12 protein-coding genes are annotated in these 16,427 nt (G+C 70.8%); 6 read left to right on the top strand and 6 right to left on the bottom strand.

Annotated features, from left to right (window positions below):
* The first annotated feature begins 146 nt into the window (after positions 1–146).
* Together ACFU95_RS34465 and ACFU95_RS34460 are read left to right on the top strand one after the other, a co-directional pair.
* Positions 147–1,127 (top strand): pirin family protein, encoded by a 981-nt coding sequence (locus ACFU95_RS34465; protein ID WP_383836061.1) that lies wholly within the window; start codon positions 147–149, stop codon positions 1,125–1,127.
* A gap of 146 nt (positions 1,128–1,273) precedes the next feature.
* Positions 1,274–2,347, top strand: a complete 1,074-nt coding sequence (locus tag ACFU95_RS34460; RefSeq protein ID WP_383836058.1) for an AI-2E family transporter — start codon at positions 1,274–1,276, stop codon at positions 2,345–2,347.
* 9 nt (positions 2,348–2,356) lie between these two features.
* Here the strand turns inward: ACFU95_RS34460 and ACFU95_RS34455 are convergent, their stop codons facing one another.
* The gene (locus ACFU95_RS34455; RefSeq protein ID WP_383836055.1) at positions 2,357–4,552 is read right to left on the bottom strand and encodes a SpoIIE family protein phosphatase; all 2,196 of its coding nucleotides are present in this window, start codon (positions 4,550–4,552) and stop codon (positions 2,357–2,359) included.
* Between the two features lie 189 nt (positions 4,553–4,741).
* Here ACFU95_RS34455 and aspS point away from each other — a divergent pair, with 189 nt between their 5' ends.
* The 3 genes from aspS (at position 4,742) to ACFU95_RS34440 (ending at position 9,093) form a co-directional block, all read left to right on the top strand.
* Entirely contained in the window at positions 4,742–6,505 is a 1,764-nt protein-coding gene (gene aspS, locus ACFU95_RS34450) for an aspartate--tRNA ligase (protein WP_383836052.1), read from the top strand.
* Positions 6,506–6,659: 154 nt separating this feature from the next.
* Positions 6,660–7,598 carry an intradiol ring-cleavage dioxygenase gene (locus tag ACFU95_RS34445; RefSeq protein WP_383836049.1) on the top strand — a complete coding sequence of 313 codons (939 nt, stop codon included), beginning with the start codon at positions 6,660–6,662 and terminating at the stop codon, positions 7,596–7,598.
* A 172-nt stretch (positions 7,599–7,770) separates the two neighbouring features.
* Positions 7,771–9,093, top strand: a complete 1,323-nt coding sequence (locus ACFU95_RS34440; RefSeq protein ID WP_383836046.1) for an MFS transporter — start codon at positions 7,771–7,773, stop codon at positions 9,091–9,093.
* A 52-nt stretch (positions 9,094–9,145) separates the two neighbouring features.
* Here ACFU95_RS34440 and ACFU95_RS34435 read toward each other — a convergent pair whose 3' ends face one another.
* From ACFU95_RS34435 to ACFU95_RS34425, 3 genes are all read right to left on the bottom strand, one after another.
* Positions 9,146–10,552 carry a VCBS repeat-containing protein gene (locus ACFU95_RS34435; RefSeq protein WP_383836042.1) on the bottom strand — a complete coding sequence of 469 codons (1,407 nt, stop codon included), beginning with the start codon at positions 10,550–10,552 and terminating at the stop codon, positions 9,146–9,148.
* 65 nt (positions 10,553–10,617) lie between these two features.
* Positions 10,618–13,740 carry an FG-GAP repeat domain-containing protein gene (locus ACFU95_RS34430; RefSeq protein WP_383836039.1) on the bottom strand — a complete coding sequence of 1,041 codons (3,123 nt, stop codon included), beginning with the start codon at positions 13,738–13,740 and terminating at the stop codon, positions 10,618–10,620.
* A 150-nt stretch (positions 13,741–13,890) separates the two neighbouring features.
* Positions 13,891–14,577 carry a nucleotidyl transferase AbiEii/AbiGii toxin family protein gene (locus tag ACFU95_RS34425; protein WP_383836036.1) on the bottom strand — a complete coding sequence of 229 codons (687 nt, stop codon included), beginning with the start codon at positions 14,575–14,577 and terminating at the stop codon, positions 13,891–13,893.
* 159 nt (positions 14,578–14,736) lie between these two features.
* Between ACFU95_RS34425 and ACFU95_RS34420 the strand changes: the two genes are divergently transcribed.
* Complete coding sequence (locus tag ACFU95_RS34420) at positions 14,737–15,084, top strand: DoxX family protein (protein ID WP_383836034.1); 348 nt, start codon at positions 14,737–14,739, stop codon at positions 15,082–15,084.
* Positions 15,085–15,167: 83 nt separating this feature from the next.
* Here ACFU95_RS34420 and ACFU95_RS34415 read toward each other — a convergent pair whose 3' ends face one another.
* Positions 15,168–15,533, bottom strand: coding sequence for a PH domain-containing protein (locus tag ACFU95_RS34415; RefSeq protein ID WP_383836031.1), 366 nt, complete (start codon positions 15,531–15,533; stop codon positions 15,168–15,170).
* Positions 15,534–15,618: 85 nt separating this feature from the next.
* Positions 15,619–16,095 carry a hypothetical protein gene (locus tag ACFU95_RS34410; protein WP_383836028.1) on the bottom strand — a complete coding sequence of 159 codons (477 nt, stop codon included), beginning with the start codon at positions 16,093–16,095 and terminating at the stop codon, positions 15,619–15,621.
* Positions 16,096–16,427 lie beyond the last annotated feature (332 nt).

Genomic DNA, 16,427 nt, shown 5'->3' with positions numbered 1-16,427 from the left:
CACCGGGTCCTTGTGACGAAGGCCGGCACCCACCCCGGGTGTCGGCCTTCGGCTGTGCCCGGAGGGAATGTCCTGCGGGTCTTTCCCGTTGGGGGTGGCAGAAAGTTCAATGCTCAACTAAACTGGCCGCACAAGGAGGTACCGACATGCCTGCAGTGACCGTCGAGAACCCGCTGACGCTGCCCCGCGTCGCCGCACCCGCGGAGGCCGTGGACCGTCCCGTGCTCGCCGTCACGACCGCGCCGAGCGGTTTCGAGGGCGAGGGCTTCCCGGTGCGCCGGGCGTTCGCCGGGATCAACTACCGCCACCTGGACCCGTTCATCATGATGGACCAGATGGGCGAGGTGGACTACGCGCCGGGCGAGCCCAAGGGCACCCCCTGGCACCCGCACCGCGGCTTCGAGACCGTCACCTACATCATCGACGGGATCTTCGACCACCAGGACTCCAACGGCGGCGGTGGCACCATCACCAACGGCGACACCCAGTGGATGACGGCCGGCAGCGGACTCCTCCACATCGAGGCCCCGCCGGAGTCCCTCGTGCTGTCCGGCGGTCTCTTCCACGGCCTGCAGCTGTGGGTGAACCTCCCGGCCAAGGACAAGATGATGGCGCCGCGCTACCAGGACATCCGCGGCGGCAACGTCCAGCTGCTCACCACCCCCGACGGCGGCGCGCTGCTGCGGGTCATCGCCGGTGAGCTGGACGGCCACCAGGGCCCCGGCATCACCCACACCCCGATCACGATGATCCACGCGACGCTCGCCCCGGGCGCGGAGATCACCCTGCCGTGGCGCGAGGACTTCAACGGCCTCGCCTACGTCCTGGCGGGCCGGGGCACGGTCGGTGCCGAACGCCGCCCGGTCGAGCTGGGCCAGACGGCGGTCTTCGGCGACGGCGGTTCGCTGACCGTCCGTGCCGCCGAGAAGCAGGACTCCCACACGCCGGACCTGGAGGTCGTCCTCCTCGGCGGGCAGCCGATCCGTGAGCCGATGGCCCACTACGGCCCCTTCGTCATGAACACGCGTGACGAACTCCAGCAGGCCTTCGACGACTTCCAGAAGGGCCGCCTGGGGACGATCCCGGCGGTGCACGGAATGAGCGAGAGCGGGCCGTCCGGGGCCTGACCCCCCTGCCCTTCGCCCGACCCCTGCCTGACTCGACGAGGCCCGGAGCCGCGCCCTGTGGTGCGGCTCCGGGCCTTTCGGCACCCTTCACCCACCCGGTCCGCCCGCGCACGACAGCTCCGCCCGGTCCGTGATCCGCTGGAACCGTGCAGGCCCCGACCCCGCTGCTCCCCGACCCCGTCCGGCGGCTCGCCGCCTGGTGCGTCGTCGTGTTGCTCGTCGCCGGGGTCGTCTACGTCGGGATCCGGCTGGCCGTGGAGTTCAGTACGGCGGTCGTGCCCGTGCTTCTCGCGCTGCTCGGTACGGCGCTGCTCGGGCCGTTGCACCGGCGGCTGGTGAAGGCCGGGGTGAACCGGTCCTTCGCCGCCGGGCTCACCTGCGTCGCCGTCGTGGGCGTCGTCGGTGGGGCCGTGTACATCGTCGTCGCCGCGATCGTCGGGACCGGCGATGAGATCATCGCCGCGCTCAAGCAGGCGGCCGAGGATCTCGCCGACCACTTCGGGGCCGCCGGGACCTCGCTGGACGACGTCGCCTCCAACGCCCGGGAGCTGCTCACCAAGTTCGGCGGTACGGCCGCCTCCGGGGTCATCAGCGGGGTCAGCGTCGTGGGCGAGAGCATCGCCATGGCCGTACTCGCGCTGCTGCTCGTCTTCTTCTTCCTGCGGGACTCCGACCGGGCCGCCGACGCCTTGCGGTCCGCCGTCCCGGGCGGGGCCGGGGACGTCGTGGAGGCCATGGCGCGGCGGGCGTTCCAGGCCGTGGAGGGGTTCATGCGCGGGACCACCTTCGTCGCCCTCATCGACGCCCTCTGCATCACCGTCGGGCTGCTGGTCCTCGACGTCCCGGGCGCGGTCGGGCTGGGCGCGCTCGTCTTCGTCGGGGCCTACATCCCCTACCTGGGCGCCTTCATCTCGGGGGCGGTCGCCGTGCTGGTCGCGCTCGCCGACCGGGGGTTCGTGATCGCGCTGTGGGTGCTGGCCATCGTCCTCGCCGTGCAGGTCCTGGAAGGGCATGTGCTGACGCCCATGATCCAGAGCCGGACCGTGCAGATGCACCCGGCCCTCGTCATGGTGGCGATCACCGCGGGGGCGTCCGTGGCCGGAGTCCTCGGCATGCTCCTCGCCGTACCCCTCACCGCCGCCGCCTTCGGCGTCGTCAACGAACTCAGGGACCGTTACGCGGGCCCGGAGCCCCCCACACCCCCGGAGCCCCGGGTGTGAACCGAGGTGTTACGCGGGCTCGGAGCCCGTAGTGCCGTCGGCGGGCGCGGGGGTTTCGGCGCCGTCCGCCTCGTAGAGCTCGAACCAGATGCTCTTGCCCTCGCCCCGTGGGTCCACGCCCCATGCCTGGGCCAGCAGTTCGATCAGTATCAGGCCGCGCCCGGACGACGCCAGTTCTCCGGGCCGGCGTTTGTGCGGCAGGGCGTCGCTGGTGTCCGTCACCTCGACGCGTATGCGGCGGTCCCCCGCGACACCGCGCACCTCGGCGAGGAGCAGGGCGTCGGCGTCGGTGTGGACGAGGACGTTGGTGAGCGTCTCGGACAGGAGCAGGACCGCCGAGTCGACCTGGTCCTCGCAGGCCCAGTCGTGCAGCAGCTCGCGCAGCTGTTGCCGGGCCACCGAGACCCGCTCCGGCTCGTCCTGCGCGACCGTGAGCATGGTCCGCCGGATCGTGGGCCGCACGGTCACCGTCTCGCCGCAGCCGCAGCCCTCCCCCTCGCGGCACAGCAGCAGCACCGCTATGTCGTCCTCGCGCCGGTCGGCGAGCGGGCCGGTGGTGTGGTGGGAGGACGGACCGTGGACGGCCTGGACGAGGGCGTCGGCGAGTGCCTCCAGGTCGCCGTCGTGGTCCTCCAGGATCGCGCGGATGCGCTTCCAGCCGGTCTCCAGGTCGTGGCCGCCGGTCTCGATCAGGCCGTCCGTGCAGAGCAGCATGGTCTCGCCGGGTTCCAGGGTGATCCGGGTCGTCGGGTAGTCGGCGTCCGGGTCGATGCCCAGCGGCAGCCCGCCGGCCGTCGGGCGGGACAGCACCGTGCCGTCGGTCATGCGGATCGCCGGGTCCGGATGGCCGGCGCGGGCGATGTCCAGCAGGCCGGTCGCGGGGTCGACCTCCACGTACAGGCAGGTCGCGAAGCGCAGCTCGGACGGGTCCTCGCCGGGGGAGCCGAACGTCATCCCGTGCAGAAAGCGGGAGGCCCGGGAGAGGACGGCGTCGGGCCGGTGGCCCTCGGAGGCGTAGGCGCGCAGCGCGATCCGGAGCTGGCCCATCAGGCCCGCCGCCCGCACGTCATGGCCCTGGACGTCGCCGATGACCAGGGCGAAGCGGCCTCCCCCGAACTCCGTGCGGGAGGTGCCCCCGGGCAGGGGGATCATGTCGTACCAGTCGCCGCCGACCTGGAGCCCGCCCCCGGTCGGGACATAGCGCGCGGCCACGCTCATGCCCGGTATCTCGGGGCCCAGCTGGGGCAGCATCGAGCGCTGGAGGCCGTCCGTCAGCTCCCGCGCTGACTCCGCGGCCTCGGCGCGGGAGAGCGCCTGGGCGAGCATGCGGGCCACCGTCGTCAGCACGGACCGCTCGTCGGGCGTGAAGGCGACCGGATAGGTGAACGCCGCCATCCAGGCACCCATCGTGCGGCCGGCCACGGTCAGCGGCAGGAACGCCCAGGACTGCCGGTTGAAGTGCGCGGCGAGCGGCCAGGTGAGCGGGTAGCGGTCCTTGTACTGCTCGGGCGTGGAGAGGTAGACGGCACGGCCGGTGCGGACCACCTCGGCGGCCGGGTAGTCGGTGTCCAGGGCCATGTGCGAGAAGGGGCTCTCGTCGCCGGGCTGATGGCCGTGGTGGCCGGTGATCGTCAGACGGTCGCCCGTCACCCCGAACACCGCGAGGCCGTCCGGTGAGAAGCCCGGCATCGACAGTCCGGCCGCGACCCGCAGCACCTCCGCCGTCGACCGCGCCTCGGCCAGCGCCCGGCCCGCGTCCAGCAGGAACGCCTCCCGTGAGCGCCGCCAGTCACCGGTGACCGCCGTACGCCCGGCCGGGGTCCCCGGCGTCGGTTCGGTGACCTCCTGGAGGGAGCCGGTCACCTCGTACGACCGTTTCGCGCGGTCGAAGGAGGCGTGGAAGCGGCTGCGGCCGACCCGGATGACCCGGCCCCGCTCGTCCATGATCCGCACGCGTGCCTCGCCGAGCGTGCCCTCGGCCACGGCGAGCTGGATCACCCCGCTGATCTCGTTCCAGTCGACCGGGTGCAGACGGGAGCGCACCTGGGCCTGGCTGAGGGTGGCCTGTTCAGGGGGCAGCCCGAGCAGCCGTGCCGCCTCCGCGTCGACCGTGACCAGTCCGGTGGCGGTGTTCCAGTGCCACAGTCCGGTAGCGAGGGCGGCGAGAACCTCCCCCACGGCGGGCAGGGGCTCACCAGTGCGCATTGCCCCACTGTAAGAAGAGGTGATCGCAGACTGCCACCGAAGCTGTACGGGGCATCCGGTCGGGAGTGGCACGGGTGGGCCCACGGGCGCGGCGAAATGGTGGGGAGCCGATCTTGGGGTCCCCGGTAGGCTTGGGGGAAGTTTCACGTGAAACAGCCCCCCGATCCGCGAAGACTGGATGAAACGACGATGCATCGGTACAGGTCCCACACCTGCGGCGAGCTCCGCTCCTCTGACGTCGGCACCGACGTCCGACTGAGTGGCTGGCTGCACAATCGGCGCGACCTGGGCGGCATCCTCTTCATCGATCTGCGCGATCACTACGGCATCACGCAGCTCGTCGCCCGTCCCGGCACGCCCGCGTACGAGGCCCTGGACAAGCTGTCCAAGGAGTCCACGGTCCGGATCGACGGCAAGGTCGTCTCCCGCGGCGCCGAGAACATCAACTCCGAGCTGCCCACCGGCGAGATCGAGGTCGAGGTCGGCGAGGTCGAGCTGCTCGGCGCCGCCGCCCCGCTCCCCTTCACGATCAACACCGAGGACGGGGTCAACGAGGAGCGGCGCCTCGAGTACCGCTTCCTGGACCTGCGCCGCGAGCGCATGCACAAGAACATCCTGCTGCGTACGTCGGTGATCAGCGCGATTCGTCACAAGATGACGGCCCTCGGGTTCAACGAGATGGCTACGCCGATCCTGTCCGCGACCTCCCCCGAGGGTGCCCGCGACTTCGTCGTCCCGTCCCGGCTGAACCCGGGCAGGTTCTACGCCCTGCCGCAGGCGCCGCAGCAGTTCAAGCAGCTGCTGATGATCTCCGGCTTCGACCGCTACTTCCAGATCGCGCCCTGCTTCCGCGACGAGGACGCGCGCGCGGACCGCTCGCCGGGCGAGTTCTACCAGCTCGACGTCGAGATGAGCTTCGTCGAGCAGGAGGACGTCTTCCGGCCGATCGAGCAGCTCATGACGGAGCTGTTCGAGGAGTTCGGCGGCGGCCGCCACGTCACCTCCCCGTTCCCGCGGATCCCGTTCCGCGAGGCGATGCTGAAGTACGGCTCGGACAAGCCGGACCTGCGCGCCCAGCTGGAGCTCGTCGACATCACCGACATCTTCGAGGGCTCGGAGTTCAAGGCGTTCGCCGGCAAGCACGTGCGGGCGCTGCCGGTGCCGGACGTCTCCGCGCAGCCCCGCAGGTTCTTCGACCAGCTCGGTGACTTCGCGGTCTCCCAGGGCGCGAAGGGCCTGGCCTGGGTCCGTGTCGCCGAGGACGGCTCGCTGACCGGCCCGATCGCCAAGTTCCTCACCGAGGAGAACGTCGCCGAGCTGACCAAGCGCCTGTCGCTGGCCGCCGGTCACGCGGTGTTCTTCGGCGCGGGCGAGTTCGACGAGGTCTCGAAGATCATGGGCGCGGTGCGGGTCGAGGCCGCCAGGCGTGCCGGGCACTTCGAGGAGGGCGTCTTCCGGTTCTGCTGGATCGTCGACTTCCCGATGTACGAGAAGGACGAGGACACCGGCGCGATCGACTTCTCGCACAACCCGTTCTCCATGCCGCAGGGCGGTCTGGAGGCCCTTCAGACCCAGGACCCGCTGGACATCCTGGGCTGGCAGTACGACATCGTCTGCAACGGCGTCGAGCTGTCCTCCGGCGCGATCCGGAACCACGAGCCGGAGATCATGCTCAAGGCCTTCGAGATCGCGGGCTACGACCGTGACACGGTCGAGGAGAAGTTCGCCGGCATGCTGCGCGCCCTGCGCTTCGGCGCCCCGCCGCACGGTGGCATCGCGCCCGGCGTCGACCGCATCGTCATGCTGCTCGCCGACGAGCCGAACATCCGCGAGACGATCGCCTTCCCGCTCAACGGCAACGCCCAGGACCTGATGATGGGCGCGCCGACGGAGCTGGAGGAGGCGCGGCTGAAGGAGCTGCACCTGTCGGTGCGCAAGCCGCAGCCGAAGTAGGCGGCATTATTCGCCGTAAAGATCGGTGACATGACTGCAAGTGGCTCGGAACCGGCGTCGGTTCCGAGCCACTTTCGTTTACGCCGCTCATGCAGGGCTCTCACCCAGCCCTTACCTAACCTACTGACAGGCGCGGTCCCTAACTTCCCTGCACATGACGGGAAACCAGACGGGAAACCAGTCGGCCGCAGGGCCGAAACACAAGCGGGACCTCACGCGTCGCAAGGTCGTCGTGGCCGGCGCCGGAGCAGCCGCGGCGGTGGGCGTGGGCGGCACGGTCGCCGCGGGTGCCTTCGCGGGGGAGACGAACGGCAAGGCGGCCGCGAGCAGCACCGCCACCGGTGCCGAGACCTGCTACAAGCTCACCTCGGAGACCACGGAGGGCCCCTACTACATCGACGCGGACAAGCTCCGCCAGGACATCACCGAGGACAAGGAGGGCATCCCGCTCACCCTCCGCATCAAGGTGATCGACGCCGAGACCTGCAAGCCGGTCGGCAACGCGGCCGTGGACATCTGGCACTGTGACGCGCTGGGCCTGTACTCGGGCTACGAGAGCTTCTCGAACGGCGGCGGGGGCGGTACCCCGCCCACGGACGCCCCGTCGGGCACCCCGACCGACGTGCCGTCCGGCACCCCGACCGGTGAGCCTCCGTCCGGTGGCGGCGGTGGCGGCGGGCACGAGGAGCCGACCAGCGACACCCGCTATCTGCGCGGTACATGGCGGACGGACCGGAAGGGCTTCGTCACCTTCAGGACCGTCTTCCCCGGCTGCCAGGGCCGCTGTGTCCACATCCACACCAAGGTGCATGTGAGCGGTGAGTGGACGGACGCCGGTTACGAGGGCGGCACGACCTGCCACACCGGCCAGTTCTTCTTCGACGAGGAGACGGTGCTGCTCTCCGCGGAGGTGGAGCCGTACTCGACGTCCACGACGGAGCGCACCACGCTCGACGAGGACACGATCTACGACCAGAGCGGCACGACCGGCGGGCTGCTGAAGCTCAAGTACAGGAAGAACGACATCGCCAAGGGCGTCCTCGCCACCCTCACGGTGGGTGTCGACCCGGAGGCCACCAACACCGGAACCTGACCGGCGGACGTACGGGGACGCGGGGCGGATGTGTGCGGACACGTTCGCCCCGCATTCACATGTATGGACATCAGCTCAACCCGTTGACCCGGAAGGCGCCCCTCCGTAGGGTTCCCCAGGCCCGCGTACGTGATGTCAGTTCACGTATGTGCACAACCGAGGGGAGACAACGATGTCGGAAGGCGTGCTGGTGGATGCCGAGCGCCGCGCGGTCGGCAAGTTCCTGCGCCGGATGCTGCCGATCCTCGTGCTGATGCTGCTGGTCAACCAGATGGACCGGACGAACGTCGGCTTCGTCCAGGACGAGCTCAGGGCCGACGTCGGGGTGAGCGCCACGGCGTACGGTCTCGGCGCGGGGCTGTTCTTCATCGGGTACGCCCTGTTCGAGGTGCCCAGCAACATGCTCCTGGAGCGGTTCGGCGCCCGGGTCTGGCTGACCCGCATCATGATCACCTGGGGTGCGGTGATCGTGGCGATGTGCTTCATCCACAACGTGTGGATGTTCTACGGCCTGCGCTTCCTGCTCGGCGTCGCCGAGGCCGGCTTCTTCCCCGGGGTGCTCCTCTACTTCACCCAGTGGCTGCCCGACTCCAGCCGCGGCCGGGCCAGCGCCGTCTTCCTGGGCGGTTCGGCCACGGCGTACATCGTGACCGGGCCCATCACGGGCGCGCTGTTGGAACTGCACGGGGCGGGCGGGATCGCCGGCTGGCGCTGGATGTTCGCGCTGGAGGGGGCCTTCTCGATCCTGGTCGGATTCATCGCCGGCTTCTTCCTCGTCTCCCGTATCCAGGACGCCCGTTGGCTCACCCAGGAGGAGAAGGACGCGCTCAGCGAGGCCGTCGCGCGGGACAAGGAGGCACGTGACCGTGCCCCCAGGACGTCCCGGCTGAAGCTGCTCCTCCACCCCCAGGTCGCCCTGCTGACCGCGGTGTTCTTCGCGATGGCGCTCACCGGATACGCGATCACCTTCTGGCTGCCGAGCCTGGTCGACGACATCGGCGGGCTGTCGCCCTTCCAGGTCGGCCTGCTCACGGCCGTGCCGTGGATCTGCGCGGTGATCGCGATGTACACGATGGCCCACTTCACCGACCGTGCCCCGGACCGCCGCCCGTACCTGGCGATCGCCCTCGTCCTGTCGGCGGTCGGCACCTTCCTGGCCACCCTCGGCTCCCCGTGGTTCGGCCTCGCCGCGCTCACGCTGGCCGCGGTCGGCGGGAAGTGCGCGGCCACCCTGTTCTGGCCGATGGCCCAGTCGGGGCTCGACCTGAAGATCGCGGCGCCGGGGCTCGCCCTGGTCAACTCCATAGGAAACCTGGGCGGTTTCGTCTCACCGACCCTCTTCGGCTACCTCCAGGACACCACGGGCAGCACCAACGGGGGCCTGTACACCCTCTCCGCGGCCTCCGTCCTCGCGGTGTGCGGCGTGGCGTTCATCCACCGGTCGCGGACGGCCGCCCCGTCGGTCCCGGAGACCGCGGCGACGACACGGGCGTGAACGCGGAAGGGGGCGGCCCCGAAGGACCGCCCCCTTCACCGGGCTCGGGTCGTCAGATGACCCAGAGCAGGCCGTTGCCGCCGAGGTCGGTGCTGTGCTGCTGGGTGAGGCCGACCGAGGACGCCGTGAACAGTCGGCTGCCCGTGGCCGTCGGGCGGGAGCTGCCGCCGGGGAACACCCAGACGGCACCGGTGGAGTTGTTCTCGTTCGCCGCGCCGACGAACAGCTCGGGCCTGCCGTCCCTGTTCACGTCCCCGGCCGAGACCGTCGTACCGAAGAAGTCGTCGGTCTCGGAGGCGCCGGGGACGCCCGCCGTGTCCTGGGAGAAGGTGTACGCACCGGTGCCGAGCTCGCCCGTGCGGCGGCCGGGGACGACGGTCACCTGACCGGCGCGGGACTTGGCGAGGTCCTCGTACGGGGAGCCGATGACGATGTCGGCGAGCCCGTCCCGGTTCAGGTCCGCCACGGCCAGCGCACCGCCGAAGGCATCGCCGCTCTCGCTCGCGCCGGGCACTCCGGCGGTGTTCTGGGTGAGCTGCACGGGCACGGCGTCCTTCGAGATGCCGCTCGCCGACCCGTACCAGACCAGCACGCGGCCACCCAACGCGCCATCGGCGCCCGCGACCTCGGGCTCGTCGGGGTCGCCGGCCACGAGGTCGGCGTATCCGTCGCCGTTGAGATCGCCGGCGGCGACGATGAGGCCGTCGCCCCGCAGCTCCTCCCCGTAGGCGAACGTCGTGTAGAGGCTGCCGCCGGTCGGGTTGCCGTTGCGGGACGTGGCGACTGCGGGGTCGGGCACGGCGTCACCGTCGAAGTCGCCGAGCGTGGCGGATTCGAGGGAGGCGGTGTTCTCGTTCACCGTGACCGAGCCGTAGCGGCCGGCGCGGGTGAACGGGCCCGTGAACTCCACGGACCCGTCCCAGCCGGCCACCGCCACCCGGGTCCTCGTACCCGCGCCGGTGCTGAGCGCGGCCACGTCGAGCCCGTAGGAGTTGGGATTGTTGGCCGGCGTCGGCAGGTTCGTCCCGCTCGTCAGACCGCTCCTGCCGCCCCAGAGAACCGTCACCGCACCGGCGTTGGCGCCCGTGTCGGTGTCCTCGTACGGCGACGAGACCACCAGGTCGGCATACCCGTCCCGGTTCAGGTCGGCCGTGGCGGTGGCGGCCCCGAAGCGGTCGTACGCCTCGGCCGTGCCCGGCACCCCGGAGGTGTTCTGCGTGACGGTCTTGCGGCGGGTCGCCGACAGGCCCGAGGCCGAGCCGTACAGGACGACGACGGCGCCCGCGGCCTCCTTGCCGGACACGTTCGCGCCGGGCGCGGGCAGGACGGCGTCGCGGTAACCGTCGCCGTTGAAGTCGCCGGGGGCGGCTCCGTGCACCGCGGCCGCCGGGACCGCCGGTAGCAAGGTCCCGGCGATCAGACCTGCGACGACGAGCGCGGACGTACCCCATCTGCCCATGTGAGTCCTCTCCACTGCACTATCGACTCGCCCTGTATGAAAGGAACTTGCTGCGAAGGAACCTGCTACGAAAGGAACTTGTAGCCGCTCCACCCGCTCGCGATCTTCACCCGCGAGCCGAACGACCCCTTCCCGTCCCCGCTGTTGCGCCAGACGTTGCCGCTGGTGTCGCGGGAGACGAGGTCCGGGCGGCCGTCGTCGGTGATGTCGCCGACGCCGACGACGGCGTTGTAGCTGCCGCCCCAGTCGGTGAACACCTTCACTCGGGCGGCGAAGGTGCCGTCGCCCTTGCCGTTGTAGCGCCAGAGGGTGTTCGCCGTGTCCTGGGCGAGGAGGTCGGGCCTGCCGTCGCCGGTGATGTCGCCGACCCCGACGATCTTCTTGTAGCCCTTCCAGCTGTCGTAGAGCTTGACGCGGGCCGCGAGCTTGCCGGTGCTGGTGCCCTTGTAGAGGTAGACCGTGCCCGTGGAGGAGTTCCGCGCGATCAGGTCCGGCCGGCCGTCACCGCTGACGTCACCCGGCGAGGTCAGCACGTTGTACTGCGTCCAGCCACTGGTCGCGAGGGTCGTGTACGACGTCGACGGCTTGACCGCCGCGCCGCAGCCCGGCTTGTACAGCCGCAGCGCGCCGCTGCTGTAGCGCACGAGGACGTCGTTGCAGCGGTCGCCGCTCAGGTCGCCGAAGGGGATCGCCATGATGCTCGTCGCCCAGCCGGTGCCCGTGTACTTGTCGCCGAACTTGCCCGTCCCGGTACCGGAGTGCCAGGTCAGGCCGCCGGAGGAGTTCAGGGTGAGCAGGTCGCCGCGGCCGTCGGGGCCGTCGGGACTGACGAAATCGCGCCGGACCGCCGCCCCGCGCTGGAGGAAGGCCTCGCCGGTGGTGACCGTGTTCTCCGTGGCGGCGGCGAGGCCGGTCGCCCTCAGCGTCCACTTGAACCAGCCGGTGGTGAAGTAACTCCCGTCGGCCTTCTTGCCGTTCCAGGACACCGAGATTCGGTCCGGGGTCGCGCCGCCGGTGACCTTGTGGGTGGCTTTGCCGTTCGCGCCGTCCTGCACCGAGGTGAAGGTGAGCGACCAGGAGCTGACCGGGCGGGACAGCACCCACTGGCCCTCCAGGGGCATGCCCGAGCTCACGTAGCTGCCGACCGACGTCTCGAAGGCCGTCACCGCGGACGGGGCGATGCCCGTGGTGGTGACGTGTGTGCGCTCGTAGTCGTCGAACCAGGCGACCAGACCGGTGTACTCGTCGACCGTCCAGCGGTAACGGCGGTCCGCCGTCAGGCCGTTGGCAGCAAGGTCGGAGGCGATCACCCGAGTGCTCCCGGTGGCCGACTCGGTGAGCACCAGGGTGCCCGCGCCGTGGTCGTGGCGGACGGTGAAGCCGTCGCCGAGGAGCACGTCACCGGGGGCGACCGCCTTCGACGTACCGGCCTTGGAGTCGTAGACGCCCGCCGAGTCCGTCCCGCAGGCCCAGTACACCCAGCGGCCCGCCGCCTGGAGTTCACTCGGCACACAGGCCAGGCCCGGCACGGTCACCGTGCTGAGCGTCTTCTCCAGCGGGATGCTGTACGAGGTGAGCCGGCCGGCGGTGGTGGTGGCGCTCCAGAGGGTCGAGCCGTTCAGGGCGGCGGCGCGCACGGACCGCTTCAGCTTCTGGCCCTGGCCGAACTCGCCGACGTACTGCGCCGGGGCGGTGCCGCCGGAGTTGTAGACGGCGTAGTCGTCGGAGACGTCCACGATCGCGCCGCCCTGGCCGCCGAAGTCCAGGTAGTGGCCGCCGAGGGCCTTGAGCCGGTCGTCGCCGAGGCTCTCGCCCTCGTCGGTGCCGCCGTTCGTGTCGAGGTAGACGTCCTCGGCGGAGAGGTTGCCCCACAGCGCCGCGCAGGTGGTCCCCGCGTACGGGCAGACCGGCCCGTTCATCGAGCCGCTCTCCGTGGCAGCGGCCGCCGTCAGCGTGGTGGAGCCGTTGGTGGTGAGCGTGCGCAGCGAGGTGGTGTCCGTGGTGGTACTGGCCGTGTCGTCCTCGGCGACGCGCAGGCTGCCGCGGCTGAGCGCGATGCCCGTCTTGGCGTTCTCCACCGCCGGCGCCTGCTGGACCTTCTCCAGCCCGAGCGTGCCGTCCTCGGCCTGGCTGACCCGCTGCACCCACCAGTCGTTGATGTCGGTGCCGCCGCTGACCAGCGCGCTCTTGTCACCGGCGGCCAGCGTGAACTCGCCGGCGCTCGCCAGCAGGGTCTGCTGCACCGAGGGGTCGTCGATGTCGACCGCGAGCAGCCTGGAGCCGAGCGAGCTGGAGGACAGCGGCAGCAGCAGCCAGTCGCCGACCAGGACCGGGTCGCCGTCGAGCGCGCCCGGGTGCGCGGGCAACGTGACGACCTGCTCGGCGGCGGTGAGGTCGCTGCGGGACTTCAGGTGCAGCTCGGCGGTGCCGGACTGGTACCAGCCGATGCGGTCCTCGCTCATGACGTAGTGCGAGGCGTAGGTGGCGTCGGCGAACACATCGGTGTTCACGGCCGAGGCGACGTCGATGTAGCCGATTCTGCCGGTGTCGACCGACCAGAGCACGCCCGAGGAGTCCGCGGCGAGGACGTCGTCGCTCCCCACGGCCGTCGGATCACCGGTCACCTTGCGGGCGTGCCACTCGCCGTCGACCTTGTCGATCAGGGAGTAGGTGGTGACGACCGTGTCCCCGGCCAGGGCCCGGTAGTAGCCGTGCGTGGTGGAGCCGGGCCAGCTCAGGTTCCTGGCTGTGGCCGTGGCCGGGTCCCAGAGGGCGACGGTCGAGGCGTTCACCGACGACGACGGCAGGGCGACCAGGTCGCCGTCCGACCCGTACCAGGCCGTACGGCACTCGGAGTCGATGTAGTAGCAGGTCGAGGACGGGGCGTAGACGCTGCCGTCGGCCTTCTCGACGGTGACGGTCCGGCCCGTCGCGTAGTCGGTCCACAGCATCCCGGCCCGGCCGGTCTGCCGGTGCAGGAAGCCGCTGTCGCCCGCGACGTACGGGCGGTCGGTGCGTGGTGCGGTGGAGCTGGGGTCGACCAGCGTGATCGCGGTGGTCGAGGCTTCGGCCGCTTCCGCGGAGCCGCCGCCCTCCGACAGGACCACAACGGATGCGGCCGCGACGGCGAGCGCGAGCGAGGAGACGGCGGCGGCCAGCCCGCCCCGTCTCAGGGCGTGTCTGCCCACGTGATGTTCCCTCCCCCACGAGGGCCCGTGCCCTCGCACAAGTGGCCGGATCTTATCAGGGGTTTATGCCGGGCAGAGGGCGCGTTCGCGCAGGTGAAGGGGGTGGGGCGGGGCCGGTCTTCAGGGGATCGCCGGGATCGCCAGGGATCGTCACTCCCCGTCCGCCGGCGGCCTGAGCGCCTCCTCCTCCAGCAGCCGCTCCGCGATGTCGTCCGCCCACGCCCGGACCCACCGGCGCAGCACCGGCACCGACTCCGCGTCCAGGCCGCCCGCGACGAACTCCCGGTCGTCCCACAGCTCCGTGGCCTCCAGACGGGACTGGAGATCCGCCAGGTCGAACTCGTCCCAGGCGTGGCGGCGGCCCAGTTCCTCCAGGTCGGGGTAGCTCCAGTGGCCCGCGGCCAGGTAGACGTCGGCGAGGTCGCGCACGGCACCCCGGTCGGTCAGGGCCCGGACCTTCGTGCCGATGAGGTCCTCCAGGGACAGGGCCGGGCCGAGGCCGGTCGGCACCGTGGGCCGCCAGAAGGTCTCCTTCAGCAGGTCGACCGCGCGTTCCGCACCCGTGTCGGGGTCGTCGGGGTCCGCGACGAGCAGCCGGGCCGAGAGCGGGTCGGCCTCCAGCGGACGTACCCGCCAGCCGCGTTCCCTCAGGCCGTGGCGGACCATCGCCGCGATCTGGTCCATGGGCTCGGGGTGCTCGGTCGCCAGCTCCACCGACCGCACGTGCCGGGCGGTCAGACCGTGCGCCCGGACCGCGCAGTCGCCGGCCAGGACGAGCGGGTAGCGGGCGCCGACGGCGAGGACGTCGGGCAGGAGGTCGCGGTGCGGGGGCAGCATGGTGGCCCCGATTATCGCGGCCGCGTCCGGATGGACGTACCGCCAACATGCCGACGGCGACACGACTCGACGCGATCAGCCGCGCTCCGCCCGCCGTCACACATGTCCGGTGCCCGGCGTCAGTGCTGTGACCCGACTTCCCTCACCGAGGAGCCCGCCATGTATGTCGCCCACGTCGTCGTCACCGTCCTGGCCGCTGTGATGGCCGGGTTCTCGGCCGCCGTGCTGCTGATGCGCGCCGAGTGGATCGTGCGGGCGCTCACCGACTACCGGGTGCCGCGCTCGTGGTGGACCTGGCTCGGACTGGCCAAGGGCGCGGGCGCCGTGGGCCTGCTGGTCGGCCTCTTCGTGCCGGTGATCGGGGTGCTGGCCGGGATCGGGCTGGTCCTCTACTTCGCCGGCGCCGCCGTGACGGTGGCCAGGGCCCGCTGGTACGCCCACATCCCGTACCCGCTCGTCTACGCCGCCCCCGTCGTCGGCGCACTGGCGCTCGGCCTCGCCGCCTGACGCCGGAAAAGGAGACCCGGGCCGGAGCGGTGCACCCCGCCCCGGCCCGGGTCACTTCGCCACAGTCCTACGTCCGCCCGTCCCTACTTCGCCACGAACTGCGTGAGGATCGCCTGCACCTCGTAGATGTCGACGCCCTTGGTGAACGTCTTCTCGATCGGCGTCGCCGACCCCGAGAGCCAGATCTTCAGCTCGGCGTCCAGGTCGAAGGTGCCCGCGGTCTCGACCGCGAAGTGTGTGATGCTGCGGTACGGAACGGAGTGGTACTCCACCTTCTTGCCGGTGATGCCCTGCTTGTCGACCAGGATCAGACGGCGGTCGGTGAACAGGATGGTGTCCCGTATCAGCTGGTACGCCGCGTGCACCTGCTCCCCGTGCCCCAGCAGACGCGCGAAGTCCTGCTGCGCCTGGCCCGTGTCGACGGTGTGCGCGTTCCCGAACAGTGCCATGGATGGATCCCCCCACTTGACGGCCTTGCGTGATCTTCGCAATGTACAGCGCCTCGGGGGCGTCCAGGCATAGAGGCCCAAACGATCAGGTGTCGTACGAACCGTCCCAGGGTGCCCCGAACCCCAGGTGGTCCGGATAGAGCTCGGCCCACGCCTCGCCGTCGTCCTCTCCGGTGACCAGGCCGAACAGGACCCCGTCGAAGGTGAGTTGGAAGGGGCGGACCGCGATGTCCGTGTACGTCCGGCGGGGGAGGCTGCGCAGCCGGGTCGCGAGGTGGGCGCGGGCACGGGCGAGCACCGAGTCGCCGCCCTGCGGGGCACGCTGCTGCTCGGCCCAGGTGCCCGCGCACCAGATCTCCGAATCGCGGTACCTGCCCTCGGAGTCGAAGGTGTGCAGGACCGAATAGAGGCGTTTGTGCTCTTCCCAGCCGGTGTCGAGGTCGAACCCCTTGGGGAAGGCGTAGATGACCGACCCCATGAACTGCCCGTCTGCGTAACAGCCGATCGCCTCGGTCCGGCCGTGCGGCTCGTAGGCGATCGGGATGACCTCAGGGACTGCCATGGCGGAAACCATACGGTCGGCAGGCGGGGCATGGTGGCGGTGGGGGGGCGATCCTTGCCAACCGCATGGGCAACATCCGCGTGATGTCCCCGAGTTGACCACCGATCAGTCAATAAATTCACAGCAACCTTTCCGATCTCCGCGACCACGAAGGAATCGGAAGCCCGCTCACGCGGGCTCGCTCGCCGGAGCGCGAGTCTCACCGAAGCACGTAAGGACTCATTCGTGGCATCCGCTTCCCCCGTTACCTTCTAGACGGCCCCGATCTTGGGGCTCCCGGCCTTCTGGCCCGGCATGACTTTTGCCCCCTGTCGACCATGACCCGGGGGGTG

Origin of the sequence: Streptomyces sp. NPDC057623 (assembly GCF_042800355.1) — a bacterium.
Classification (GTDB): Bacteria; Actinomycetota; Actinomycetes; order Streptomycetales; family Streptomycetaceae; genus Streptomyces.
The sequence above is the reverse complement of the archived record's forward strand: the minus strand, read 5'-3'. Positions and strand labels throughout refer to the sequence as shown.

Excerpts from the sequence above, each read along its gene's own strand:
- ACFU95_RS34465 (WP_383836061.1), top strand. The coding sequence starts at position 147 with ATGCCTGCAGTGACCGTCGAGAACCCGCTGACGCTGCCCCGCGTCGCC.
- ACFU95_RS34455 (WP_383836055.1), bottom strand. The coding sequence starts at position 4,552 with ATGCGCACTGGTGAGCCCCTGCCCGCCGTGGGGGAGGTTCTCGCCGCC.
- aspS (WP_383836052.1), top strand. The coding sequence starts at position 4,742 with ATGCATCGGTACAGGTCCCACACCTGCGGCGAGCTCCGCTCCTCTGAC.
- ACFU95_RS34445 (WP_383836049.1), top strand. The coding sequence starts at position 6,660 with ATGACGGGAAACCAGACGGGAAACCAGTCGGCCGCAGGGCCGAAACAC.
- ACFU95_RS34440 (WP_383836046.1), top strand. The coding sequence starts at position 7,771 with ATGTCGGAAGGCGTGCTGGTGGATGCCGAGCGCCGCGCGGTCGGCAAG.
- ACFU95_RS34435 (WP_383836042.1), bottom strand. The coding sequence starts at position 10,552 with ATGGGCAGATGGGGTACGTCCGCGCTCGTCGTCGCAGGTCTGATCGCC.
- ACFU95_RS34425 (WP_383836036.1), bottom strand. The coding sequence starts at position 14,577 with ATGCTGCCCCCGCACCGCGACCTCCTGCCCGACGTCCTCGCCGTCGGC.
- ACFU95_RS34420 (WP_383836034.1), top strand. The coding sequence starts at position 14,737 with ATGTATGTCGCCCACGTCGTCGTCACCGTCCTGGCCGCTGTGATGGCC.
- ACFU95_RS34415 (WP_383836031.1), bottom strand. The coding sequence starts at position 15,533 with ATGGCACTGTTCGGGAACGCGCACACCGTCGACACGGGCCAGGCGCAG.
- ACFU95_RS34410 (WP_383836028.1), bottom strand. The coding sequence starts at position 16,095 with ATGGCAGTCCCTGAGGTCATCCCGATCGCCTACGAGCCGCACGGCCGG.